Origin of the sequence: Actinokineospora inagensis DSM 44258 (genome assembly GCF_000482865.1) — a bacterium.
Taxonomy (GTDB): domain Bacteria; phylum Actinomycetota; class Actinomycetes; order Mycobacteriales; family Pseudonocardiaceae; genus Actinokineospora; species Actinokineospora inagensis.
In genome coordinates this window covers 11,984-36,879 of sequence record NZ_AXWW01000068.1, presented here as the reverse complement: position 1 = coordinate 36,879, position 24,896 = coordinate 11,984, and the positions used below count along the sequence as shown (strand labels likewise).

17 protein-coding genes and 1 rRNA gene are annotated in these 24,896 nt (G+C 69.7%); 7 read left to right on the top strand and 11 right to left on the bottom strand.

Translation table 11 applies throughout. The features are described 5' to 3' along the window. The 4 genes from H504_RS0122810 to H504_RS0122795 all read right to left on the bottom strand — a co-directional run. Positions 1 to 193: ribosomal RNA gene (locus tag H504_RS0122810) — 16S ribosomal RNA — on the bottom strand; the annotation flags it as partial. Positions 194 to 619: 426 nt separating this feature from the next. Continuing rightward, positions 620 to 4,159, bottom strand: coding sequence for an FkbM family methyltransferase (locus H504_RS36505; protein ID WP_157440575.1), 3,540 nt, complete (start codon positions 4,157 to 4,159; stop codon positions 620 to 622). A 254-nt stretch (positions 4,160 to 4,413) separates the two neighbouring features. Further along, entirely contained in the window at positions 4,414 to 5,757 is a 1,344-nt protein-coding gene (gene glnA / locus H504_RS0122800) for a type I glutamate--ammonia ligase (RefSeq protein WP_026424665.1), read from the bottom strand. A gap of 16 nt (positions 5,758 to 5,773) precedes the next feature. Next, positions 5,774 to 7,048, bottom strand: a complete 1,275-nt coding sequence (locus tag H504_RS0122795) for an MFS transporter (RefSeq protein ID WP_026424664.1) — start codon at positions 7,046 to 7,048, stop codon at positions 5,774 to 5,776. A gap of 71 nt (positions 7,049 to 7,119) precedes the next feature. Here H504_RS0122795 and H504_RS0122790 point away from each other — a divergent pair, with 71 nt between their 5' ends. Beyond that, entirely contained in the window at positions 7,120 to 8,085 is a 966-nt protein-coding gene (locus H504_RS0122790) for a GlxA family transcriptional regulator (RefSeq protein ID WP_084468052.1), read from the top strand. On the opposite strand, the gene H504_RS0122785 is transcribed toward H504_RS0122790, so the two are convergent. Continuing rightward, positions 8,072 to 8,656, bottom strand: a complete 585-nt coding sequence (locus H504_RS0122785) for a hypothetical protein (protein ID WP_157440574.1) — start codon at positions 8,654 to 8,656, stop codon at positions 8,072 to 8,074. The two genes, H504_RS0122790 and H504_RS0122785, sit on opposite strands and share 14 nt — an antisense overlap. A 242-nt stretch (positions 8,657 to 8,898) precedes the next feature. On the opposite strand from H504_RS0122785, the gene H504_RS0122780 reads away from it, so the two are divergent. Both H504_RS0122780 and H504_RS36500 read left to right on the top strand, forming a co-directional pair. Then, positions 8,899 to 9,597 carry an LppX_LprAFG lipoprotein gene (locus H504_RS0122780; protein WP_026424661.1) on the top strand — a complete coding sequence of 233 codons (699 nt, stop codon included), beginning with the start codon at positions 8,899 to 8,901 and terminating at the stop codon, positions 9,595 to 9,597. Between the two features lie 12 nt (positions 9,598 to 9,609). Next, a complete protein-coding gene (locus H504_RS36500) occupies positions 9,610 to 11,139 on the top strand; it encodes an MFS transporter (RefSeq protein WP_035305497.1) in 1,530 nt (509 codons plus the stop codon). Here the strand turns inward: H504_RS36500 and H504_RS0122770 are convergent, their stop codons facing one another. Then, positions 11,140 to 12,684 carry an alpha/beta hydrolase gene (locus H504_RS0122770; protein ID WP_051386157.1) on the bottom strand — a complete coding sequence of 515 codons (1,545 nt, stop codon included), beginning with the start codon at positions 12,682 to 12,684 and terminating at the stop codon, positions 11,140 to 11,142. Between the two features lie 12 nt (positions 12,685 to 12,696). Then, positions 12,697 to 14,277 (bottom strand): alpha/beta hydrolase, encoded by a 1,581-nt coding sequence (locus tag H504_RS0122765; protein ID WP_084468048.1) that lies wholly within the window; start codon positions 14,275 to 14,277, stop codon positions 12,697 to 12,699. 108 nt (positions 14,278 to 14,385) lie between these two features. On the opposite strand from H504_RS0122765, the gene secA2 reads away from it, so the two are divergent. From secA2 to H504_RS0122750, 3 genes are all read left to right on the top strand, one after another. Continuing rightward, complete coding sequence (gene secA2 / locus H504_RS0122760) at positions 14,386 to 16,755, top strand: accessory Sec system translocase SecA2 (protein ID WP_035305506.1); 2,370 nt, start codon at positions 14,386 to 14,388, stop codon at positions 16,753 to 16,755. A gap of 128 nt (positions 16,756 to 16,883) precedes the next feature. Next, positions 16,884 to 18,611, top strand: coding sequence for an NAD+ synthase (locus tag H504_RS0122755; protein ID WP_026424657.1), 1,728 nt, complete (start codon positions 16,884 to 16,886; stop codon positions 18,609 to 18,611). 79 nt (positions 18,612 to 18,690) lie between these two features. Then, positions 18,691 to 20,091: an RNB domain-containing ribonuclease gene (locus tag H504_RS0122750; RefSeq protein WP_026424656.1), complete on the top strand. Its 1,401-nt coding sequence runs from the start codon at positions 18,691 to 18,693 to the stop codon at positions 20,089 to 20,091. Here the strand turns inward: H504_RS0122750 and pip are convergent, their stop codons facing one another. Continuing rightward, positions 20,092 to 21,039: a prolyl aminopeptidase gene (gene pip / locus H504_RS0122745; protein WP_026424655.1), complete on the bottom strand. Its 948-nt coding sequence runs from the start codon at positions 21,037 to 21,039 to the stop codon at positions 20,092 to 20,094. Between the two features lie 30 nt (positions 21,040 to 21,069). Between pip and H504_RS0122740 the strand changes: the two genes are divergently transcribed. Further along, entirely contained in the window at positions 21,070 to 21,963 is an 894-nt protein-coding gene (locus H504_RS0122740; RefSeq protein ID WP_026424654.1) for a glutathione S-transferase family protein, read from the top strand. A gap of 31 nt (positions 21,964 to 21,994) precedes the next feature. Here H504_RS0122740 and panB read toward each other — a convergent pair whose 3' ends face one another. From panB to npdG, 3 genes are all read right to left on the bottom strand, one after another. After that, positions 21,995 to 22,873 carry a 3-methyl-2-oxobutanoate hydroxymethyltransferase gene (panB, locus tag H504_RS0122735; RefSeq protein ID WP_026424653.1) on the bottom strand — a complete coding sequence of 293 codons (879 nt, stop codon included), beginning with the start codon at positions 22,871 to 22,873 and terminating at the stop codon, positions 21,995 to 21,997. 120 nt (positions 22,874 to 22,993) lie between these two features. Continuing rightward, positions 22,994 to 23,731 carry a helical backbone metal receptor gene (locus H504_RS0122730; RefSeq protein ID WP_026424652.1) on the bottom strand — a complete coding sequence of 246 codons (738 nt, stop codon included), beginning with the start codon at positions 23,729 to 23,731 and terminating at the stop codon, positions 22,994 to 22,996. Then, entirely contained in the window at positions 23,724 to 24,392 is a 669-nt protein-coding gene (npdG, locus tag H504_RS0122725) for an NADPH-dependent F420 reductase (RefSeq protein WP_026424651.1), read from the bottom strand. The genes H504_RS0122730 and npdG overlap by 8 nt, the downstream gene beginning before the upstream one ends. Positions 24,393 to 24,896 lie beyond the last annotated feature (504 nt).

Below are 24,896 nucleotides of genomic sequence, written 5' to 3'. Positions count from 1 at the left end.
CCACCATGCGGTGGAGAGTCCTATCCGGTATTAGACCCAGTTTCCCGGGCTTATCCCAGAGTATGAGGCAGATTACCCACGTGTTACTCACCCGTTCGCCGCTCGTGTACCCCGAAGGGCCTTACCGCTCGACTTGCATGTGTTAAGCACGCCGCCAGCGTTCGTCCTGAGCCAGGATCAAACTCTCCAAAAATGCTTTTCAGAGTGTTACCTGACAAACAGACACCAAACTGGCATCACATTCATCTCAAAGGAACCCACAAAGGGGTTCAATCATTCAAGCTCTACTGGCTTAAATCGGCACACTGTTGAGTTCTCAAACAACACACGCACATCGGAATCAACCGCCGGAGAAGGCGACCTCATCTGAGGCTGGTAGTACAAGCTTTGTGTTCGCCGGACCGGGTCGACCCGCGCTGAACCGGAAGGTTCTCCGCTGGGAAGAAGTCGATCGTGGCAACGCCGCAGAACTTTACCCGGTTCGTTTCGCGGTGTCAACCGCTCGACCCGTCAGTCTTTCGAGTCCGTCCCCGCCAGGCTCTTGCGTCCTGTCCCGTCCGGCGCTCCGTGCGACATGGAGAAAGTTACTCACCGCGAATTCCAAAGTCAAATCGGCTGGTCAGCGGCCTGTGCGCGGTCGGAGCCACAGCGTGCGCAGCACCCCGGAACCCACCTCGGCGACCGCGTCGTCGACCCCGATCGCGGTCTGCTCGCCGACCCGGGCCAGCTCGAACCCCCACGTGTGGAACTCGCGCAGCACCGGGCCGGGGTCGTCCCCGTAGTCGCTGGTCAGCGGGCCGTCGAACGCCAAGATCACGTTCGGCCGGTCCTTGCGCAGCCGCCGCACAAGACCCGACAACGCCCGGTGCCCGCGGCCGGGGACGTCGACCCGCACGACCGACAGGCGCTGCCCCTGGGTGGTGGCGAGCGCGTCGAGTTCGCGGTCCAGCCGAACCCCGGGAACCGGTGATCCACTTTCTGTGTCGGTGATCACTTCCTCGGGTCCGAGTGGTCGGAGACCGACCCCGCCGCCCGCGGCCGGGGTGCCCAGCAGCGATGCCGGGCTGTCCCAGGCGGCGGCCTCGACCACGACCAACCGCTCGGCCACCACGTCTGAGACGTTCTCGGACACGTTGTGCCGCAACAACTTCACCGCGTCCGAGTCGGGTTCGACGACGACGACGGTTCCGCTCGTGCCCAACCGGCTCAACACCCGGATCGCGTGGTAGCCCACGTACGAACCGATGTCGAGGAAGATGCTTTCGGGCTCTATGAGCGAGTCGACCAAGTCGGCGATGTCGGTCTCCCAGACGCCGTTGCTCGACAGCACCGCAGACATGACGCTGTCCTGCGCCGGTAGCCGCAAGAGCCCCGCGTCGCACAAGACGGGCGCGCTTGGTACGTCGATCGCAACCCCGCGTTCGTGCTGTCTGACGACGACACGGCGCAAGGCGTCGGTGGCTTTAAGCGCCTGATCAGCCGACCACGATCCGATCGACAGGCGGCTCTCAGCCTCGGCTTGCTGCGCGGCCAACTTTGCTTCCAACGCATCCATCCGCGCGTTGCTCGCGGCTAGGGCATCGGTCAGTCTTCGGACCTCGTCGGAGCTGTCGTGCTGTTCGCGGGTGGACACATCGCGGACCTGATTGGCCAGGCCGTCGACGGCGCGCGCGCCAGCGGCGGACTCCCCCCTCAGGCGCACGACCTCGTCGGAGGCAGCCGAGACCTGTTTGCCGAGTTGGCCCATCCGGTCGACGACCAGGTCGAGGTCGGCGCGCAGCAGGTCGGCGTCGAGTCCGGCGCCCGCGGTGGTCAAGCGGTCCTGGCGTTCGACCAGTTCGACGGCGGTGCGTTCGATGCCGTCGATGAGCGAGGCGAGCACGGAGGTCAGATGCGAGTCGTAGTGGGCGAGGACGCGCAGCACAGCTCGGCGTAGCTGCGGCGCCATCGGGATCTTGTAACCGACCTCGGTGTCCGGCCTGCGGTGCAGTGCGTGCCGGGCTGCCCGGAGTGCCCGTAGCGGGTCCTCTTCCGTGGCGGCCGCGAGGGCACGACCTGCTCGCCAACTGCGATAGGCGAGTTCGACCCGCCTGCGGACGACCGCGCCCGCGGCGGCGGGGGCGAGCTGTTCGAGCACGTGGGTGCGGGCGGCCGAGCCGACTTTGTCGGCCGTGGCGTGGTCGTCGACCAGGTCGCGGATGGCACCGGCGACCATGGTGTCCGCCGCGAACTCGTCCGTTGGCAGCGGTACGCAGCAGTCAGGTCCGAGCAGTTGCGCGGCGGCACCACCCGCGAGCGTGACGGTGGGGATGCCGCGTAGGGCCAGTTCCGCCAGCCACCGGTTTACCCGGGCGCCGTCAGGGCTGTCCGGCTGGTGTAGCGAGATCGCCCAGTTCGCCGCGTCGGCTGCTGGTTCGAACGCGGACTCCTCGGCCATCAGGCGGACCCTGGGATCGACGGCCGCGGATAGGCGGAGGCGTTCCGCGCACTCGGACCGCGCGACCGCGGATGGCACTAGGAGCAGGAGCCGCACGTCCATGCGATCGGGGAAGGCCGCGGCGAACGCGGCGAGCAGTTCGTCACCGCGCTCGGCGAGGGCGACGAAAACGACCTCCTCACCCAGGCCGAGCTTGTGGCGTGCTTGGTCCCGAGCCACCTCGTCGCGCGCGCCTGGGTCGGTTACCGGTAGCGGGACGGTGTGTGTGGCAATCCCGTCGGGTGCGGGTGCCGCAGTGGGCCAAACCAGCCAGCGCTCGTCGACCCGGAACGGGATGGGGGCGAAATCGTCGCGGACGGCGATGATGTGGCGTTGCCGTGGCAATCCATTCGGCCCGGCGCAGGCGAGCACCACGGGATAAACCGGCTCATCGGAGATCGGTAGCCCTGACGCTTCCGCCGCCATTCGCACGCGGTCGGCGATCGGGCCGGTACCGACGACGGACACGCCTATCTGGTCGATGAGTGCGATGTCCGGGATGTGCTGCCCGGGTACTGCGCGCTGGTGGAGGTGTCCGGTGAGCACGGCTTCCGTGGCGCACCAGTCGCGGTAGGCAGCGGCGTCCCCCGCGAACGGGTCCGGGAACCGTTCGCGCAGATCGGGGCTGTCTTCCCACAGCGCGAGCGCCCAGCGCGTGGCGTCGGGGACGTCTGGGTCCGGTGAGCACGCCCAGCGCAGGAACGCGGCAGGGTCAACACCGGCGGGTGGCGGTGCTTCGTTGGTGACCCGAGCGGTGCGGTAGGCCACGCGGAGTCTGTCGGGGAAGACAGTGCCATCGGCGAGTTGGCCGAATCGGACTGTCGAAGGAGTTACGTCGTGCGCCTCTTCGAGTTCGGCGGCGTAATCGGTGACCACGGCCGCCAACAACGGGTGCTCGGAAAGCAGAACCCGCGGATGGTCGTCGATATCGGCGGTCAGCAACCACGGGCGCGTTGGGTCGAAGCCCTGAAATGCCGTCGTGCGCAGGACAGCGCCACCGGCGGTGAGTTTTCCGTCGGCGTCACGCACGAGTGGGCGCTGGGCGGCGTTCCACCCGGACAGGCCAAGACCTGGGTCACGTAGGACGCGGTGGTCGACCATGGCGGGCGCGCCGTCGAGGAAGCTACCCGCGCGAGTGGGGTCCGTCAGGCACGCCTCGGCCCACGCGCGTAGGAACGGTTCGGCGCCGTGCGCCACGGCGAGCAGGCCGTCGTCGTAGATCCCGGCGGTGGCCAGTTCGGATTGCGCGGGCCTCAGGCCGTCGGACGGCAGCGGGCGCAGCACCCGGGGCACCAGCACCAGCGCGGCGTCGGCCAACGCGGCGGTGACCTGCTCGACAACCGGTGCGTGCACGCGGGTCCACGGAGCCAGGTGCAGAACCGGGCCGGTGTGCGTGTCCAGCAGCCACTCCAGCAGCCGGGGGCGCAGCACGGCGCAGGCCTCGCGAGCGGTGTGGCCGGTGGCCAGGTCCGCCAGCTCGGCCGGATCGATCCCGATGTCCGCCGGGACCAGCAGGTCGTCCGCGCGTTCCCCGTCGACCAGCAGCGTGACGAACCGCGCGCCGGGGTGGTGGTCCAGGAACGTCCGGGCGGCCACGCGGGCCGCCGGGAGCTCCTCGGCGGCCACCGCCACGCAGGCGGTCAGCACGACATCGGGGGGTACTGCGGGTTCTCCCTCGGGCACCGGGCCAACCTAGCGGCTCAATCGGCCCCCCGTGTGCCCACGGTGTCCATTCCTCCCGCCACCCGCCCCCTCTTCCCCACCCGGCGTCGTTCCCGATCTGGCAGCGGACCACGACAGCGGTACAACCACGGGGGACGGAACCACGTCAACGACCACCCCTGCCAGGCAAGCAGCCAGCGGCGACCCCGACCGACCAACTGGGGAACGATGCCGGGCGGGGACGTGGGGGCGGGCGGCGGGAGAAAATGTCACCGTCACAACATCGGCAGGAGGGTGCGCAGCTCGTAGGGGGTAACGCTGCGGCGGTAGGTGTCCCACTCGCGGCGCTTGTTGCGCAGGAAGTAGTCGAACACGTGCTCGCCGAGGGTTTCGGCCAGCAGTTCGGAGTTCTCCATCTCGGCCAGTGCCTCGCCCAGGTTCTGCGGCAGGTTGGCGTAACCGGCGGCGCGGCGCTCGGCGTCCGACAGGGACCACACGTCGTCCTCGGCGGCGGGGGGCAACGAGTAGCCCTCGGCGACGCCCTTGAGGCCCGCGGCGAGGATGGCGGAGAACGCCAGGTACGGGTTGCACGCGGAGTCGAGCGAGCGGATCTCCACTCGGCGGGAGGACGCCTTGCTCGGCGAGTACATCGGCACGCGGACCAACGCGGACCGGTTCGCGTGACCCCAGCAGACGGCCGTGGGCGCCTCACCTCCGACGATGAGCCTCTTGTAGGAGTTGACCCACTGGTTGGTGACCGCGGAGATCTCGCGCGCGTGCTTGAGCAGGCCCGCGACGAACGCCTTACCGGTGGCGGATAGCTGGTACGGGTCCTCGTTGTCGTAGAACGCGTTGCGGTCGCCTTCGAACAGGCTGACGTGCGTGTGCATGCCGGACCCGGGTTGGTCCGAGAACGGCTTGGGCATGAAGGACGCGAACACGCCCTGGGTCAGCGCGACCTCCTTGACCACGTACCGGAAGGTCATCACGTTGTCGGCCATGGTGAGCGCGTCGGCGTAGCGCAGGTCGATCTCCTGCTGGCCGGGGGCGCCCTCGTGGTGGCTGAACTCGACCGAGATGCCCATCGCCTCCAGGGTCTCGATCGCGTGCCTGCGGAAGTGCGTGGCGGTGGCGTGGCTGGCCTGGTCGAAGTAGCCGCCGTTGTCCGCCGGGGTGGGCTCGCTGCCGTCGTGCGGGAGGTCGTTGAGCAGGAAGAACTCGATCTCCGGGTGCACGTAGCAGGTGAATCCCGCCTCGCTGGCCTTGGACAGCGTGCGGCGCAGCACGTGCCGGGGGTCCGCCCAGGACGGTGAGCCGTCCGGCATGGCGATGTCGCAGAACATCCTGGCCGAGTAGGGCTCGCCGTCCGGGGTCTCCCAGGGCAGCACCTGGAAGGTCGCCGGGTCCGGCTTGGCGATCATGTCCGACTCGTACACCCGGGAGAAGCCCTCGATCGCCGAGCCGTCGAAGCCGATGCCCTCGGCGAACGCGCCCTCCAACTCGGCGGGCGCGACCGCGACGGACTTCAGGAACCCGAGCACGTCGGTGAACCACAGCCGGACGAACCGGATGTCGCGTTCCTCGAGCGTGCGCAGGACGAACTCTTGCTGGCGATCCATGTGCGCAGCGTAGACATCAACTGGCCGTGCGCGCCTTACCGAGCCCCTGTGAAGTGACCCGCAGCGACATGACCGCCGCGGCCGCGCACAGGCCGCCCGCCAGGTACCAGGCGAGGTCGTAGCTGCCCTGGTGGTCGTGGATGAGACCGGCGCCGACGGCGGCGATGGAGGCACCCACCTGGTGGGAGGCGAACACCCAACCGAAGACGATGGGGCCGTCGGCCCCGAAGGCCCGTCGGCACAAGGCGACCGTGGGCGGCACGGTCGCCACCCAGTCCAGGCCGTAGAAGACGATGAACGCCCACATGGGTGGTTCCGTGGTCGGGGCGAACAGGTGCGGTAGGACCAACAGCGACGCGCCGCGCAAGCTGTAGTAGGCGCCGAGCAGCCAGCGCGGGTCGATCTTGTCGGTAAGCCAACCGGACGCGATGGTGCCCACCACGTCGAACAGGCCGACCAGGGCCAGCAGGCTCGCAGCGGTCGTGGTGGGCATGCCGTGGTCGTGCGCGGCGGGGACGAAGTGCGTGCCGATAAGACCGTTGGTAGAGGCGCCGCAGATGGCGAAGCCGCCCGCGAGGAGCCAGAAGGTGCCGGTACGGGACGCCCGGCCGAGGACCTGCAGTGCGCGGGTCGCGATCCGTCCGGTCTTGGCGGGCAGCGGGATGTCCGCGGTGGCGCCGTAGGCGGTGGTGCCAACCTCGCTGGGGTGGTCCCGGAGTGCGATGAGGACCAAGGGGACTACAGCGAGCGCGGTGAAGGAGATGACGAGTGACGCCGTCCGCCACCCGCTGTGGGCGGCGAGGTTCGCGACGACCGGGAGGAACACGAGCTGACCCGCCGCGCCCGCCGCGGTGAGCACGCCGCTGACGAGTCCTTGGTGGCGAACGAACCAGCGGGAGGTGACGGTGGCGACGAAGGTGAGCGCCATAGAGCCGGTGCCAACGCCAACGAGCACGCCCCACAGCAGGAGTAGCTGCCAGCTCTCTGTCATGAAGACGGTGAGCCCGCTGCCCGCGGCGACGAGGACAAGAGCGCCGGATACGACCCTGCGCATGCCGAGTCGTTCCATCAACGCGGCGGCGAAGGGCGAGATGAGTCCATAGAGGAGCAGGTTGATGCTGACCGCGGTCGAGATGGTCGCGGTGGACCAGCCGAACTCGTGGTGCAGCGGATCGATCAGCACGCTGGGCGCCGCGCGGAACCCGGCCGCCCCGACCAGGGCGATGAAGGCCACGCCCGCCACGAACCAGGCCCAGTGCGGCCTGCGGACCCGAATCTCGGTCTGTGTCACGGGCACAGCGTGCGGGCTGCGGCCCACCGCGGCCTAGTGGCCTGATTGCCAATATGTGCAAGAATCTGGCCATGACGCATCGGGTGGTGGTCCTCGCGATCGACGAGGCGGTCGGTTACGACCTGACGATCCCGCCGCTGGTCCTGGGCGCGGCGACCGGCCCGGCGGAGGAACGCCGCTACGACGTGGTCGTGTGCGGGGTCGACGCCAAGCCGGTGCGGATGACCACGGGGTTCACCGCGGTGCTCGACCACGGCCCGGAGGCGCTGGAGACGGCGGACACGGTGATCGTGCCGGGCACCCGCTCCCCCGGTCCCCGCCACGAGGGAGTGCTGCCCGGTGACATCGCCGACGCCTTCGCCCGGATCCGGCCGGGCGCGCGGATCATGTCGATCTGCACCGGCGCGTTCGTGCTGGGCGCGGCGGGGGTGCTCGACGACCGGCCCGCGACCACGCACTGGCGGTTCGCCGACGCGTTCCGGGAGCTGTACCCGTCGGTGCGCCTTGACCCGGATGTGCTGTTCGTCGACGACGGCGACGTGCTGACCTCGGCGGGGCTCGGCGCGGGGGTCGACCTGTGCCTGCACGTGATCCGGACGGACTTCGGCCAGGAGGCCGCGAATCGGGCGGCGCGCTACTGCGTGGTCCCGCCGTGGCGGGAGGGTGGACAGTCGCAGTTCATCGATCGTCCGCTGCCAGAAGACGGATCGGACGGGGTCGCGCCCACTCGCGCATGGGCGTTGCGCAGGTTGCACGAGCCGTTGGAGCTGTCGGCGATGGCTGAGCACGCGTCGATGAGCGTCCGTACGTTCTCTCGGCACTTCCGCGCGGAGACGGGGCTGTCGCCGGGGGCGTGGTTGATCCAGCAGCGCATCCGGTTGGCGCGACAACTCCTGGAGACGACGGATCTACCGGTCGACCAGGTGGCGGAGCAGTCCGGGCTCGGTAGTGCGGCCTCGCTGCGGCAGCACCTTCGTACGGCTATCGGTCTGTCGCCGTTGGCCTATCGGAAGACGTTCCGGCCTAGCTCGGCATGAGCTCGTAGGCCATGCGCTGCGCGATGAGGTCCATCCGTTCGGACAAGCGGAACAGGTAGCCCTCGAAAGACTCCACGCTCGACCGGGTCCACATGCGCGGGGCGGGCACCGCCGGGCACAGGCATGCCTCCAGGAGCCGGGGCGACACCCGACGCAGCCCGAGCGAGGGGGTCTGGTCGACCCAGGCGAGCAGTTGGTCGCGCATGGCCGGGTCGGCGCAGTGCACCGCGACCAGCGGACCCCGGCGCAACGCGACGGTGAGGTCCTCGCCGCCGGTCTCCGCGCGCCGGACCATGGCGGCGATCTCCTCGAAGCCCTCCTCGACGATGGAGCCGATGCCGTTCACGTAGGTCATCTCGACCGTGGTGAGCTGCCCGGCCGCCACCACCTCGCGGGCCGTCACTCCGCGTGCCCTGGGCGCGGCCAGGTAGCTCACCATTCGCCCGACCAGGGGGCCGACCGTGTCGTCGGCGATTTCCAACACCACCGCCGACGCGTAGGGCGTCATCCCGGCCCAGTCGATGGCGGGCACTCGATCGGGCAGAAAGCCGGTCCCGGCACTGTCACTCAATGAACACCTACCGCTGCGCGTTGTCCTCGAATGTGCCTAACGGTGGCTCACCCAGATGGGGTAACTCAAGCACTCTTCGCAACCAGTACCCAAAAGGTTGAAGTTGTGAGAAGGCGGTAGCTCTCTGTGGGTGTGTAGCTCGTTCGGGGACGTGGTCGCGGTCACAACGGCTGGTGCGCGGCGACAGACCGGTGTCGGGACGAATGGGCTCGAGTTCGGCCGGGGCGAATACGATCTGAGCCATGGTCAAGCGCGGGTTGGGTGTGGCAGTCCTGGCACTGGTCGGGGCGTTGGTGGCGGGGTGCACGTCGGACAACTCGTCCGGGGGTGCGGGCGGCGGGTCGCTGCCGGACGGCGCGTCGGTGATGAAGGACTCGGCGGCGACGACGAAGAACATCAAGAGCGCGCACTTCACGCTGAAGGTGAACGGCAACCCGCCGACGATCCCGGTGCAGAACGCCGAGGGGGACCTGACCCGGGAGGGCGGGCCCGCCGGGGCGGCGAAGGGGACGGTGAAGCTGACCCTGCTCGGGCAGCTCATCGAGGGCGAGTTCGTGCTGGTGGACAACTCGCTCTACATCAAGGGCCCGACCGGCGGGTTCCAGAAGTACCCGGCGGCGCTGAGCGCGAACATCTACGACCCGTCGGCGATCCTCGACCCGGACAAGGGCATCGCGAAGGTCCTGGCCACGATCCAGCAGCCGAAGACCGAGGCCAAGGAGACCGTGGACGGCGTGTCCGCCTACAAGGTGACCGGCAAGGTCACCAAGGACGTGGTGAGCGGGGTCGTGCCGGGCGTGAGCACCGACGTGGTGGTCACGGTGTGGGCGCGCGAGGACAACAAGCAGCCGGTGAAGGCGTCGGTGGCGTTGGGCTCGGACTCGTCGGTCGACCTCACGCTGTCCGACATCGACAAGCCGGTAACCATCACCGCGCCGTAAGAGGACGAACCGATGAGCAGGGGACGCAGCGTCGCGATCGGCGCCGGGGCGCTGGCCGTGCTGCTCGGCGCGCTGGACACCTACGTCGTGGTCAGCGTGCTGCGGCAGATGATCACCGAGCTGGGCATCCCGGTGAACCACCTGGAGCGGGTGACCCCGATCGTCACCGGGTACCTGCTCGGCTACATCGCCGCGATGCCGCTGCTCGGGCAGGCCTCGGACCGGTTCGGCCGCAAACCGCTGCTGCAACTGTGCCTGCTCGGGTTCCTGGCGGGCTCGATCGTCACCGCCGAGTCGGCCGACCTGGCCGTGCTGGTCACCGGTCGGGTCGTGCAGGGCGTGGCGAGCGGGGCGCTGCTGCCGGTCACCATGGCGCTGGCCGCCGACCTGTGGCACGAGCGGCGCCGGTCGACCGTGCTGGGCGCGGTCGGTGCCGCGCAGGAACTCGGCAGCGTGGTCGGGCCGCTCTACGGGGTGGCGGTCGCCGCGCTGCCGCTATGGGGGGACGCGTTCGGCATCACCGGGTGGCGGGGCGTGTTCTGGGTGAACGTGCCGCTGGCGGTGCTGGCCATGATCGCGGTCCAGTTCACCGTCCCCAAGCGGAGCGCGCAGACCGAACGGGTGCGGGTCGACGTGGTTGGCGGGCTGTTGCTGGCGGTCACGCTCGCGCTGGCCGTGGTGGGTTTGTACAACCCGGATCCGCGCAATGCCGTGCTACCCCCGTGGGGTTTGCCGGTGCTGGCAGGCGCTGTCGTCGCTCTTATCGCGTTCTTGTTGTGGGAGCGGCGGGCCCGTACGAAGCTGATCGATCCGGCCGGGGTGGCGATGCGGCCGTTCTTGGCCGCCCTGGGTGTCTCGGCGGCGGCCGGTGCGGCGCTGATGGTGACGCTGGTCGACGTGGACCTGTTCGCGCAGAGCCTCCTGGGCAAGAACGACGAGGGCGGCGTCATCCTGCTGCTGCGGTTCCTGGTCGCGCTGCCGATCGGGGCGGTGGCGGGCGGTTGGCTCGCCGGGCGGTTCGGCGAGCGGGTCGTGACCGTGGTCGGCATGCTCCTCGCCGGGCTCGGCTACCTGCTGATGTCGATGTGGCCGGTCGACCCGGTCACGTCGACGTCCCTGTTCGGCCTGCCCCGGGTGGACGTCGACCTGGTCGTGTCCGGGCTCGGCCTCGGCCTGGTGATCGCGCCGCTGTCCGCGCTGGTGCTGCGGGTCGTCCCGGCGCGGCGGCACGGTGTCGCGTCCGCGGGCGTGGTCGTGGCCCGGATGACCGGCATGCTCGTCGGGGTCGCGGCGCTGTCCGCGTGGGGACTGCACCGGTTCCACAGCCTGACCGCGAACCTGGCCCTGCCGCTGCCGTTCGGCAAGGACCCGGCGGTCGCCGCCCGCGAGCAGGCCGAGTACCTGGCGGCGGTCAAGGCGGCCATGCTCACCCAGTACACCGAGATCTTCCTGATCACCGCGGTGCTGTGCCTGCTCGGCGCGGCGCTGGCGCTGCTGCTGAAGGTCGCCAGGGCCCGCGAACCGGAGCTCGTGCCCGCCTGATCAGCAGGTGGCGTCCGCGGCCGGGAGGTCGAGGTTCAGCAGGTACGCGATCCCGATGTCGTCCACGCAGCCCGAGCCGCCGAGGAACGCGGTGTGCTTGGTGCCGTGGAAGGTGAGCAGCCGGGCGTCGAGGTCCTTGGCGAGGTTCACACCCGACTGGTACGGGGTCGCCGGGTCACCGGTCGTGGAAATGACCAGCAGCTTGGGAACGCCCGCGACCTGCGGTTTGTGCGGCCGGCTGGTGTTGGGCGCCTGCCAGAAGGCGCAGGTGTCGAGGGCCGGGAGCGGCGGGTCGGCGTCGGCCATGAAGCTGCCGCGGGTGGCCTCGGTCTGCGTCTTGACGGCCGCCGCGATCTCGGCGCGGTCGGTGACGCGCGGGTCGTCGACGCAGCGGACGGCGACGAGGGCGTCCATCAGGTTCGTGTAGTGGCCTGACGAGTCGCGGCCGTAGTAGGAGTCGGCCAAGGACATCAGGGTCTTGCCTTGGCCCTTGGCCAGTTCGGTGAGGGCCTGGGTGAGGATCGGCCAGGACTGGTCGTCGTAGAGGGCGGCGGCGATGCCGGTCAGGGCGTCGTCGAGGGACAGGGAGCGGTCGGACGCGGGCAGCGGGGTCGTGCCGAGCGGTTTGAGTAATCGCCGCAGCTCGTCCTTCGACTTCACGGCGCACTTGGCGCACTGCTTGAAGTAGGCGTCGATGGCCTGGTCGAACCCGGTGGACTGGTTGATGGACTCGTGGACCGGGTCCGCCATCGGGTCGACAGCCCCGTCGAGGACCATGGCGCGTACGTTGCGCGGGAACGCCTCCGCGTAGGCGGTACCGATGCGGGTGCCATACGAGTACCCCAGGTATGTCAGCTTCTCCTCGCCGAGCACGGACCGCAGGACGTCCATGTCGCGCACCACGTCCCGGGTGCCGATGTTGCCCAGGGCCTCGGCGCCACCGCTGCGCTGGGCGCAGTGGTCGGCGAACTCCTTGTTGCGGGCCTCCTCCTCGGCGACGGTCCGCGCGGCGGGCCGGGCGCGCTCGGCGTCCATCTCCCGGTCGTCGAGGCAATGGATGTGCGGCTGGCTCAGGCCGATGCCGCGCGGGTCGAACCCGATGAGGTCGAGCGAGTCGAGCAGCGGGGTGCCCTTGGCCCGGCCCGCGATCATCACGGCGGCGGTCATCCCGGACGCGCCGGGGCCGCCCGGGTTGATCAGCAGCGCGCCGGTCCGGTGCCCGGCGGCGGGTTTGCGCAGGACACCGACGGTGATCGTGCGGCCGGTCGGTGCGGCGTAGTCCAGCGGCACGGTGAGCAGGGCGCATTGGACGCCGCGGGAACCGAACGCTTCGCGGCTGTCGTCGTCGTACGCCATGGGGCGGCAGTCGCGCCAGGTCAGGGCCTGGCCGTAGTACCGGTCCAGCCCGGCCGGGACGGGTCCCTTGGGGCCGCGCTGCTCGACGGTGCCGGTCGTCGGCGTTCCGGCGACGACCGTGGTGCAGGCCGCCAGCAGCGTCACCGACAGGGCGATCGCGGCGAGCACCGCCACGCGGGGAGTACGCACGCGGCCATCCTGTCAGGCCGAACAGCGGGTTCCGGCCGTCGGGAGGCGCAGCTCGGTGAGATATGCCGTGCCCGCGTCGTCGACACAGCGGTCTCCCTGCAGGAACGCGGTGTGCTGGGTGGCCTCGTAGGTGAGCAAACTGCCGCCCAGCGCCTTCGCGAGCGCGACGCCCGCCTCGTAAGGCGTGGCGGGGTCACCGGTAGTGGATACGACCAAGACCGGCGGTAGGCCCTTCACCGACGGTAGGTGCGGCGTGCTCGTCGGCGGGACGGGCCAGAAGGCGCAGGTGTCGAGTGCGTCACTGGCCGCGCCGCCGTCGTCGAGGAAAGGTGCTGCTTCCTTGTACTGGCGCTGTGCATCCAGAACCACTGAACGGTCGGTGATCCTGGTGTCGTCCACGCACCGCACGGCCACAAAGGCGTCTTGCGTCGTCGAGTAGTGCCCGCTCTTGTCCCGTTCGAGGTAGCTGTCGGCGAGGGCCATGAGCGTCGTGGCCCGGTTCTGCTTCAACTCGTTGAGGCCGGTGTTGAGCAACTCCCACAACTGCTCGGAGTACAGCGCCTGTGTGACGCCGGTGGTGGCGTCCGAGAACGACAGCCGCCGACCGCCGGACACCTCGATCGGGCGCTTCGCCAGCGGCCGCACCAGGTCCTGGAAGGTGGACTGGGCCCGGGTCGCGTCGCGGCCGAGCGAACAGTCCTGCCGCTGCACGCACCACGCCACGAAGTCGTTGAACGCGGATTGGAATCCGGTGGCCTGCGCGACCAGCTCGGTGACGGCGTCCTGAGTCGGGTCTACCGCCCCGTCGAGGACCATCGCGCGTACGTTGCCCGGGAACGCCTCCGCGTAGGTGCTACCGATGCGGGTGCCATACGAGTAGCCCAGGTATGTCAGCTTGTCGTCGCCGAGGGCCGAGCGCAGCACGTCGAGATCGCGGGCGACATCGCGGGTGCCGACGTTGGCGAGCATCGTCGCGCCCTTGCCGGTCCGCTGCGCGCATTTGGCGGCGTAGTCCTTCTCGTCGGACTCGGCTTTGGTCACCCCTGCGGGTGAGGTGTCCAGCTCGTCGTCGTCCGCGCGCTCGTCGTCGCGCTCGCGATCGGTGAGGCAGACCACGGTCGGTTCACTCGATCCGGTACCGCGCGGGTCGAACCCGACGAAGTCGAACCGCCGGTTCAAGGTCCCCACACCGGACAAACGCACCGCCGTGGACAAACCAGCTACACCCGGCCCGCCCGGGTTCACGATGAGCGACCCGATCCGGGCGGCATCATCAGTTGCCGGTTTTCGCAGGACACCGAGGGTGACCACGTCGCCGTCCGGCTTGGCGTAGTCGAGCGGGACGGTCAGCCGGGCGCACCGCACGCCCTTGGTCGACAGCGGTTCCCTGTCGTCGTCGGTCTTCGCGTAGGGCGCACAGTTGTCCCAGGTCAGCGCCTGTCCGTAGTACCGTTCAAGACCCGGCGGGACCGGTCCCCGCGGCCCCCGCTGCTCGGTGTGCGGGGTGATGTCCTCTGCGGACGAACAGGCGGTCACCGCCCCGGCTGCGAGGCCGACGACCACGGACAGGACACCAACGACCGACCTACGCACCGAACCGATCCTGCCACCCGGATGCGGAACTCACCTGCCGTGCTGCACCGTTAGGTGGCCGGGCGAGAATTGCGTCACGGAGTGGACGAGCGAGAGGTGGCCGGAGACGTGGCTGCGTTTCTGACACGGGTCAAGGGCGGGTTCCAGCGGCTGATGGAGCGCCCGGCCACCGTCGACCTCAAGAAGTACGCCGACGTGCTGAGCTCGATCGAGTGGCGCGAGGAGCGGGTCGCCAAGCTGGACGACGCCGAGCTGACCGAGGCCGCCGTCGCGCTGCGGAAGAAGGTCGGCACCGACAAGCCGGACAAGGCCGACAAGGGCATGGACAACCAGGCCATGGTCGAGCTGTGCGCGCTGGGCCGCGAGGCGTCCCGGCGCGCCCTGGACCAGCGGCCCTACGACATGCAACTGGTCGGCGCGATGGAGCTGCTGCACGGCCGGATCGTGGAGATGGGCACCGGCGAGGGCAAGACCCTGGCGGGCGCGCTCGCCGCCGCCGGGTACGCGCTGCAGGGCCGGTCCGTGCACGTCATGTCGGTGAACGACTACCTGGCCCGGCGCGACGCGGAGTGGATGCGGCCGGTGTACGAGCTGCTGGGCGTGTCGGTCGGCTGGGTCGACCAGGAGTCCTCCCCGGAGGACCGGCGGGCCGCCTACGGCAGGGACGTCACCTACGGCGCGGTCAGCGAGATCGGCTTCGACGTGCTCCGCGACCGGCTGTGCGTCGACCCGGAGGAGCTGGTGCAGCGGGCACCGGACGTGGCGCTGATCGACGAGGCCGACTCGGTGCTGGTCGACGAGGCACGGGTGCCGCTGGTGATGGCCGGGTCGACCGACGACAACCAGGGCGACCCGGAGGTGGCGCAGATCGTGCGCACCCTGCGCCCCGGTCAGCACTACGAGCGCGACGAGGACAACCGCAACGCCTGGCTGACCAGCCGCGGTGCCAAGGTCGTGGAGAAGGCGCTCGGCGACATCGACCTGTACTCCGGTGACCACTCGGACCGGTTGGCCGCGGTGAACGCCGCCCTGCACGCGCACGCGTTGCTGCAGCGGGACGTGGACTACATCGTGCGGGACGGCAAGGTCCACTTGATCAACACCTCGCGCGGCCGGATCGCGCTGCTGCAGCGCTGGCCGGACGGGCTGCAGGCGGCGGTGGAGGCCAAGGAGCGGCTCAAGCCGACCGAGAGCGGCGAGGTGCTGGACTCGATCTCGGTGCAGGGCCTGGTCGGCCGCTACCAGCGGGTGTGCGGGATGACCGGCACCGCGCAGGCCGTCGCCGAGCAGTTGCGCGAGTTCTACGAGCTGAAGGTGTCGGTGATCCCGCCGAACAAGCCGTGCGTGCGCGACGACGAGCCGGACCGGGTGTACGAGGCGGTTGAGGCTAAGGAAGCCGCGCTGGTCAAGGAGATCGTGGCGCAGCACGAGACCGGGCGGCCGATCCTGGTCGGCACGATGGACGTGGCCGAGTCGGAGCGGATCGCGGAGAAGCTGACCGCGGCGGGCGTGTCCAGCGTGGTGCTCAACGCGAAGAACGACGCCGAGGAAGCCAAGATCGTCGCCGAGGCGGGCGCGCTGAACGCGGTGACCGTGTCGACCCAGATGGCCGGGCGCGGCACCGACATCCGGCTGGGCGGGGCGGGCGGCACCGAGGCCGACCACGACGAGGTCGCCGAGCTGGGCGGGCTGTACGTGATCGGCTGCGGGCACTACCCGAGCAGCAGGCTGGACAACCAGTTGCGCGGCCGGTCCGGGCGGCAGGGCGACCCGGGTGGGTCCGTGGTCTTCGCCAGCCTGACCGACGACCTGGTGACCCAGTACGCCCCGGACGCGGTGGCGGGGTCGGACGCCGACGAGGACGGGCGGCACGAGGACGCCACCTCGCAGCGGTTCATCGACCACGCGCAGCGGGTGGCCGAGGGGGTGAACCTGGACGTCCACCGCAACACCTGGCGCTACACGCGGTTGATCGAGCACCAGCGCGGCATCGTGCTGGCCTACCGCGACGACCTGCTCAACTCGGACCTGGCCGCCAAGCAACTCAAGGAGCGGTCGCCGGAGCGCTGGGCCGAGTTGGCGGAGGAGGTCGACGACGAGGTGTTGGCGCGGGTGGCGCGGCACGTGCTGTTGTTCCACCTGGACACCCGCTGGTCGCAGCACCTGGCGTACCTGTCGGACGTGCGGGAGACCATCCACCTGCGGGCGCTGGCCAGGGAGACCCCGATCGACGAGTTCCACCGGGTGGCGATCGGCGAGTTCCGCGGGCTGCTCAAGGACGTCGGCGACTTGGCGGTGGAGACCGTGGCGAACGCCGAGGTCGGGGCGGATGGCCTGGACCTGGAGCAGGCCGGGCTGCGCAGGCCGACATCGACGTGGACGTACATGGTGCACGACAACCCGTTCGACTCGGACGCCGAGCAGGCGCTGCAGCGGGTGCGGGCGATGTTGAAGCGGGTGAAGGCCGCCAAGCGGTAACCCCTGCGCAACCGGCCGGTTACCCAGCGCGAGAACAGCCCCGGTGGGCCTACCTGGTCCTATGGTGTTGCTCACGGGCGGGCCGGATTTTCGCCTCACAGGCGAAAACATGGTGGAGGATGACTGTCATGCCGCAGCTTCGGATCGCACTCGCGCAGGTGAACCCCACGGTCGGCGACCTCGGGGGCAACGCGGCCACCGTGGTGGCCTGGACTCGCCGAGCCGCGGAGGCGGGCGCCCACCTCGTCGTGTTCCCCGAGATGGTGCTGACCGGGTACCCCGTGGAAGACCTCGCCCTGCGCCGTTCGTTCGGTAGCGCTACCCGCGACCGGTTGGACGTCCTGGCGACCGAACTCGCCGACGCGGGCTGCGGCGATATGGCTGTCTACGTCGGTTACCTCGACCGCGACGACGTGGGCCCCCGCAACGGCGCCGCGGTACTGCACGGTGGCGCGGTCGTGGCGCGGCAGTTCAAGCACCACCTGCCCAACTACGGCGTGTTCGACGAGCGCCGCTACTTCAAGCCCGGCCACGGCCTCGACATCGTCCGCGTCCGCGGCCTCGAGGTCGGCATGGTCATCTGCGAGGACATCTGGCAGGAGGGCGGCCCGATCGCCGCGCTCGGCCGCGCCGGGGTGGACCTGGTCGTGTCGCCGAACGCGTCGCCGTACGAGCGGAAGAAGGACGACGCGCGGCTGCCGCTGATCGCCCGCCGGGCCGGTGAGGCCGGGGCGCCGCTGGTGTACGTCAACCAGATCGGCGGTCAGGACGACCTCGTGTTCGACGGCGACTCGATGGTGGTCGGCGCGGACGGCTCGCTGCTGCTGCGGGCGCCCCAGTTCGTCGAGCACCTGGCCCTGTTGGACCTGGAACTGCCCGGTGGCGCCGCGAAGACCGACGCGGAGGCCGACGACGAGTTCACCGTCCGCCGGGTCACGGTCTCCGACCACCCCGTCCCCGCCTACGAGCCCCGGCACCTGCCGGTGATCGCCGAGCAGTTGCCGGAAGAGGCGGAGGTGTGGTCGGCCCTGGTGACGGGCTTGCGCGACTACGTCACCAAGAACGGGTTCCGCTCGGTCGTGCTCGGCCTGTCCGGCGGCATCGACTCGGCGGTGGTGGCGGCCCTCGCGGTCGACGCGCTCGGCTCGGACGCGGTGCACGGCGTGTCGATGCCCTCGGGTTACTCGTCGGACCACTCGCGATCGGACGCGGCGGAGCTCGCGGAGCGCACCGGCGTGCACTACACCGAGCAACCGATCGCGCGGATGGTGGACGTGTTCGTCGACCAGCTCGGCCTGACCGGGCTCGCCGAGGAGAACGTGCAGGCCCGCTGCCGCGGCGTGACGCTGATGGGCCTGTCCAACCAGCACGGCCACCTGGTCCTGGCGACCGGCAACAAAACCGAGCTGGCGGTGGGCTACTCGACCATCTACGGCGACGCGGTCGGCGGGTTCGCCCCGATCAAGGACGTGCCGAAGACCCTGGTGTGGGAGCTGGCCCGCTGGCGCAACGCCGAGGCCGAGAAGCGCGGCGAGACCCCGCCGATCCCGGAGAACTCGATCAGCAAGCCGCCGTCGGCCGAGCTGCGCCCCGGCCAGTTGGACAGCGACTCGCTGCCGGACTACGAACTGCTCGACGCCGTGCTGGACGACTACGTCGAGGGCGACCTCGGCTACCAGGACCTGATCGCGGCCGGGTTCGCGCCGGAGCTGGTGGACCGGGTGCTGCGGATGGTCGACCTGGCCGAGTACAAGCGGCGCCAGTACCCACCGGGCAGCAAGATCAGCTTCCGGGCGTTCGGCCGGGATCGCAGGCTGCCAATCACCAATGCCTGGCGCGAAGGCGTTCATCGGTAGGGCGGGTCGTTCCAGCGCCACGCACGGCTGTGGCCTGGGTGACACCCGCGCGGGGTGTTCACCGGTTAGGGTGCGTTCCGTGGACTCCGCGGCGAACGGCACGGGTGTGGACTTCGCGCGGGTCCGGGCGGACTTCACCCTCCCCACCCACTTCCCGGCGGCGGCGCTGACCGAGGCCGAGCGGGCGGTGGCGGCGGGTCCCCGTGGGTCCCGGGCGGACGCGACCGGCATCCCGTTGGTCACCATCGACCCGCCGGGTGCCAAGGACCTCGACCAGGCCGTCCACCTGGAACGCCGCGGCGACGGCTACCGGGTGCACTACGCGATCGCCGACATGGGCTCGTTCGTCGACCCGGGTGGGGCGTTGGACGCGGTCGTCCGGGAACGCGGCCAGACGATCTACCTGCCCGACGGGAACGTCCCGCTGCACCCGACCGTGCTGTCCGAGGGCGCGGCCAGCCTGCTGCCGGACCAGCGCAGCCCGGCGGCACTGTGGACGATCGACCTGGACGGTGCCGCCGAGCCGGTGTCGGCGTCGGTGCGGCGCGCGTGGGTGCGATCGGTGGCCCAGTTCGACTACGAGACCGTGCAGTCCGACATCGACGCGGGGCGGGCGCACCCGTCGGTCGCGCTGCTGCCGGAGTTGGGCGCGCTGCGGCGGGCGCTCGCGATCAAGCGGGGCGCGGTGGAGTTGCAGCTCCCCGAACAGGAAGTCGAGCAGAACGGCGACGGGTGGGGGTTGGCGTTGCGGCCGCGTACCGCCGTCGACGCGTGGAACGCGGAGATCTCCCTTCTTACCGGCATGTGCGCGGCCCAGATCATGCTCGACGCGCGCATCGGTGTGCTGCGCACTTTGCCGACGGCGGACGACAGCGCCGTCGAGTGGCTTCGCCGATCGGCGGCCGCGCTCGGTATCGAGTGGCCTCGTGAGACCAGCACGGCACAGTTGCTCGCCGCGCTCGACCCGTCGTCGCCCGCCGCGTTGGCGCTGTTCATGGACGCGACCCGGCTGCTGCGCGGCGCCGGTTACACGGTGTTCGACGGCGAGCTACCGGAGGTATCCACGCACGCCGGCATCGCCGCCTCTTACGCCCATGTCACCGCGCCGTTGCGGCGGTTGGTCGACCGGTTTGGCACGGAGATCTGTCTTGCGGTGTGTGCGGGCGAGCCAGTTCCCGCGTGGGTGCGGGAGGCGTTGCCGCTGCTACCGGCGCTGATGGAGTCGTCGGACACGATCGCCGCGAAGGTCGACCGGGCCTGCCTGGACCAAGTCGAGGCATGGGTCTTGCACGACCGGGTCGGCGCCGAGTTCGACGCGGTGGTGCTGCGGGCCGAGGCCACCACGGCGGAGATCTTCGTCGCCACACCGCCGGTGCTGGCCCGGTGCGCCGGGGAGGGGTTGAAGGAGGGGCAGACCATCCGGGTCCGGCTCACCGCCACCGACCCGGACCGGCGCCGGGTGACCTTCGAGCACGCCTGATCAGCAGCCGCGGAAGCCGTCCGTGGCCGCCCGCAACGCCTCCAGCACGCCCGGATCGCCCACCGCGTGCCCGGCTTGCGGCAGTACGACCAACTCGGCGCCCGCCCACACCCGGGTCAGCTCCCACGCCGACACGACCGGGCACACCACGTCGTACCGGCCCTGCACCAGCCGCCCCGGGATTCCGCCGAGGACCGGGGCGTCCCGCAGCAACTGGCCCTCGTCGAGCCAGCCCCCGTTCGTGAAGTAGTGCACGCCGATCCGGGCGAACGGCACCGCGAACTCGGCGTCCGCGTACTGCGCGACCATCCCCGGGTTGGGCACGAGCGACACGAGCGCGCCCTCCCAGTTGCTCCACGCGATCGCCGCCGCTAGCCGCGCGGCCGGGTCGTCGAGCAGCCGGGCGTAAGCGGCCAGCGGGTCCTCACCCGCGGGAACCAGGTGTTGGAACTCGGCCCAGGCCTCCGGGAACAGCGCTCCCGCGCCACCCCGGTACAGCCAGTCCAGTTCCCGTTGTCGCAGCAGGAAAACCCCGCGCAAGATCAGCTCGGACACCTGCGACGGGTACCGCTCGGCGTAGGCCAACGCCAGCGTCGTGCCCCAGGACCCGCCGAACAACTGCCACCGCGAGATCCGTAGGTGCGCCCGCAGCCGCTCCAGGTCCTCGACCAGGTGCCAGATCGTGTTGGCCGCCAGGTCCACACTCGGATCGGACACGTGCGGCCAACTCCGCCCGGCGCCGCGCTGGTCCACCAAAACGATCCGGTACGCCGCCGGGTCGAAGTGCCGCCGCTGCACCGGTGAGGTCCCCGCCCCCGGACCGCCGTGCAGCACCACAACCGGCTTCCCGCGCGGGTTCCCGCTGACCTCCCAGTAGATCCGCTGCCCGTCACCGACGTCGAGCATGCCGCGGTCGTGGGGCTCGATCGGCGGGTACAGGGAGAGCATGCGCCCATGTTGCCCTACTAGGCTGGGGCAATGCCGCAGTTCGCCACGGAGACGTCCACCGGCGGTGCGTTCGTCCGCCAGCCCAACCGCTTCACCGAGCGGCCGACCCCGGAGTCAGGGCGCTATCGGCTGGTCGTGAGCCTCGCCTGCCCCTGGGCGCACCGGGCGGTCATCGTCCGCGGGCTGCTCGGTCTGGCGGACGTGATCTCGCTGGCGGTTGTCGACCCGATCCGCGACGAGAAGGGCTGGCGGTTCCCCGAGACCGACCCGGTGCTGGGCATCGACTACCTGTCCGAGGCCTATTTCGCGGCCGCGCCCGATTACGAAGGTCGCGTGACGGTCCCCGCGATCGTCGACACTCAGACGGGCAAGGTCGTCACCAACGACTACCCGCGGATCACGCTCGACCTGAGCACCGAATGGCGCGAGTTCCACTCCCCCGGCGCCCCGGATCTCTACCCCGAGCAATCGCGCGGGGAGATCGACGCCCTCATCGAGCCGATCTTCCACAACGTGAACAACGGTGTGTACAAGGCCGGGTTCGCGACCTCCCAGGAAGCCTACGAGGCCGCCCACGCCGCGTTGTTCGCCGAGTTGGACCGGTTGGACGCGCGGCTGGAAAACTCCCGGTACCTGGTCGGCGACCACATCACCGAGGTCGACGTCCGGCTGTTCACCACGCTGGTCCGGTTCGACGCTGTCTACCACGGCCATTTCAAGTGCAACCGGAACAAGCTCGCCGAAATGCCCACGCTCTGGGCCTACGCGCGGGACCTGTACCAGACCCCGGGATTCGGCGACACGGTCGATTTCGACCACATCAAACGGCACTACTACGTGACGCACGACCAGATCAACCCGACCAGGATCGTCCCGGCCGGTCCGCTCGCCGACCTCTGGAACCTGCCGCACGACCGGGGCTGACCCCGCCCGGGGTCGGGCGGGGTCGGGATCCTCAGTGGAACGCGTGCTCGGGTGCCGGGAACTCCCCGCCCCGCACGTCCGCGGCGAAATCGCGGGCGGCGGTCAGCAGGGTGTCCGCCACGTTGGCGTACCGCTTCACGAACCGCGGCGCCTTGGCCCGGCGCAGCCCGGCCATGTCCTGCCAGACCAGTACCTGCGCGTCGCAGTCCGGCCCGGCGCCGATGCCCACGGTCGGCACCCGCAGTTCGTGCGTCACCCGCTTGGCGACCTCGGCCGGGACCATCTCCATGACCACCGCGAACGCGCCGGCCTCCTGCACGGCGACCGCGTCGGCGACCACCGCGTCACCGGTGTCGCCGCGGCCTTGCACCCGGTACCCGCCGAGGCTGTGTTCACTTTGCGGGGTGAACCCGATGTGCCCTATGACCGGGATGCCCGCGGTGGTGATGGCCCGGATGTGCGGCGCGAACGCGCGCCCGCCCTCCAGCTTCACCGCGTGCGCCTGGCCTTCCTTCATGAACCGGATGGCCGTGGTGACCGCCTGCTCGACGGACACCTGGTAGGACCCGAACGGCAGGTCCGCCACCACCAGTGACCGGCTCGTCGATCGGGTGACCGCCCGGACCAGCGGCAGCAGCTCATCCACGGTCACCGGCAGTGACGTCTCGTAGCCGAACACGTTGTTCGCGGCGGAGTCGCCGACGAGCAGCACCGGGATGCCCGCCTCGTCGAACAGCTCGGCGGTGTACATGTCGTAGGTGGTGAGCATCGGCCACGGCTCGCCGCGGTCCTTGAGTTCCTGCAGGTGGTGCACGCGCACGCGCTTGCCGGGTTTGCGGCTCGCGGGACCGGTGCCGTACGGCGCTGTTGTCTCGGAGGACACGCTCTCCGGGTTGGGGTCAGCGGACATCGCTGTCGACCGTCCTTCCCTCGAGGCCCACGTCGTCGCGGGTCCCCGGGTGTATGCGGATGGCTTACCGACCCAGCGTGCACCCGACGGCGACCACGCGCGAGGCGCGTGGGACGGACTTCACAGCCTGAGCGCCTTGGCGAGATGTTCGCGGGCAGCCACCAAGGACGGGCCGTACCAGGTGAGGTACCGCCCGATGACGAGCACGGACCGCTTTCCGGGGAACCAGTTCGGGCCGTCCTCCGGGGTGAACTCGTAGGGCTCGTCGGGAAGAACGACAAGATCGGCTGAAGACGCGTTGAGCTCGTCCAGGTGCGGCCGGGGATACCGGTCCTCGTGATCAGCATAAGCGTTCGCCACACCCAGTCGACGGAGCACGTCACCGGCGAAGGTGTCACGGCCGACAACCACCCACGGTTTCCGCCAGACCGGGATGATCGCGGTCGCCCGCACGGGTTCGGTATCGGCCCACGCCTGGTCGGCTTGATCCAACCAGTCGGGCTGGACGCCCAAACCCGCCAAAAGCCGCCGCGTGGACGCGATACCCGCCGGAACGGTCGCAGGGGCATCCGTCACCCAGACCCGCAGCCCGGCGGCCCGCAACTCCTCGACATCTTCGAGCCGGTTCTCCTCGGTGTTGACGACCGTGAGATCCGGTTTGCGGGCAAGGATCTTCGCGACATCCGGGTACTTGGAACCACCGACCCGCGGAACATCCAAAGTGGACGGATGCGTGCAGTAGTCCGTGACACCGACGAGAAGACCGGGAACGGAGACAGCGATGGCCTCGGTGAGGGACGGAACCAGGCTGACAACCCGGTGGGGGACGTCGAAATCGGTACCGTGATCGTCAGACATCCGTGATCCGCAGCCCGGCATGCGCCTTGTACCGCCGGTTGACGGCAATCAAGTTGGCGGTCAACGCCTCAACCTGATGAGCGTTCCGAAGACGCCCGCCATAGATCCCCCGCATCCCGGGAATGGCGTCGGCCAGGGCCCGAACGATGTCGGTGGCCTCCCTGTCATCACCGAGGACCAGCACATCGATGTCGACCTCAGCGATGGAAAGGTCAGCGAGCACAACGGCGGAGACGTGGTGGAAAGCAGCGGTGACCCGGGAATCCGGGAGCGCCTGCTCCGCCTGCTGCGCCGCACTGCCTTCCGCCACCGAAAGCGCGAACGGACCCTGCTTGTCGAAACCCAAGGGGTTCACGCAGTCAATTACAATCTTGTTGGCGAGCTCCTGTTTCAGGCTCTGCAGAAGGTCGGCATGCCCCTCCCAGGGAACCGCGACAAGAACAACATCCGCCTCAGTTGCCGTGGCCTTGTTGTCGAGACCGGAGACATGCTCAACCCCAGCCAGCGCACGAAGCTCCCCAGCCGCCTCTTCCGCACGGTCCGCAGAACGGGAGCCCAAGATCACGGAGATCCCCGCCTTAGCCCACCTCAACGCCAGACCACGCCCCTGAGGCCCCGTACCACCCAGAACCCCAACCTTGACCTGCCCCAACTCCGCCACCACACACCCCTCCCACCGACCCAGACCCCCCAACCGTAGCGCTTCCAGCCCACTCGGCACCCACACCACCACAGCGCGAGAACGCCCCACCCATTCCCGCACCGCGCACCCAAAAACCCGCCACCCCTCATCGACGAAGCGCCTCTCTCGCGTTACGGACCCGAAACCCGCCTTATATCGACGAGGCGCCACACCTGCACCGCACGCCACAAAAACTTGCCCTATATCGACGAAGCGCCACACCTGCACCGCACCCCAAAAAAACCTACCCAATATCGACGAAGCACCATCCCCACCCCACGCGCCTCGGGACCCGCCGATGCCAACCGCCCGTTGTGGTGGAGTTGTTTTGTTTGGGGGGAGCGGTGGCCTAAGCCGGCTGGCGGGTAAGGCCACGCTTTCCAGTGGCCCCGCCTTTTAGCCTTACCCAGGCTGCCGCTAGGGGCCCCAAACAAAACAACTTCACCACAACGGGCACCCCAGCTTTTATCTGGCGCCCGAGGC

Coding starts and splice junctions, on each gene's coding strand:
- glnA (WP_026424665.1), bottom strand. CDS start 5,757: ATGGATCGCCAGCAAGAGTTCGTCCTGCGCACGCTCGAGGAACGCGAC.
- H504_RS0122790 (WP_084468052.1), top strand. CDS start 7,120: ATGACGCATCGGGTGGTGGTCCTCGCGATCGACGAGGCGGTCGGTTAC.
- H504_RS0122780 (WP_026424661.1), top strand. CDS start 8,899: ATGGTCAAGCGCGGGTTGGGTGTGGCAGTCCTGGCACTGGTCGGGGCG.
- H504_RS36500 (WP_035305497.1), top strand. CDS start 9,610: ATGAGCAGGGGACGCAGCGTCGCGATCGGCGCCGGGGCGCTGGCCGTG.
- H504_RS0122755 (WP_026424657.1), top strand. CDS start 16,884: ATGCCGCAGCTTCGGATCGCACTCGCGCAGGTGAACCCCACGGTCGGC.
- pip (WP_026424655.1), bottom strand. CDS start 21,039: ATGCTCTCCCTGTACCCGCCGATCGAGCCCCACGACCGCGGCATGCTC.
- H504_RS0122740 (WP_026424654.1), top strand. CDS start 21,070: ATGCCGCAGTTCGCCACGGAGACGTCCACCGGCGGTGCGTTCGTCCGC.
- panB (WP_026424653.1), bottom strand. CDS start 22,873: ATGTCCGCTGACCCCAACCCGGAGAGCGTGTCCTCCGAGACAACAGCG.
- H504_RS0122730 (WP_026424652.1), bottom strand. CDS start 23,731: ATGTCTGACGATCACGGTACCGATTTCGACGTCCCCCACCGGGTTGTC.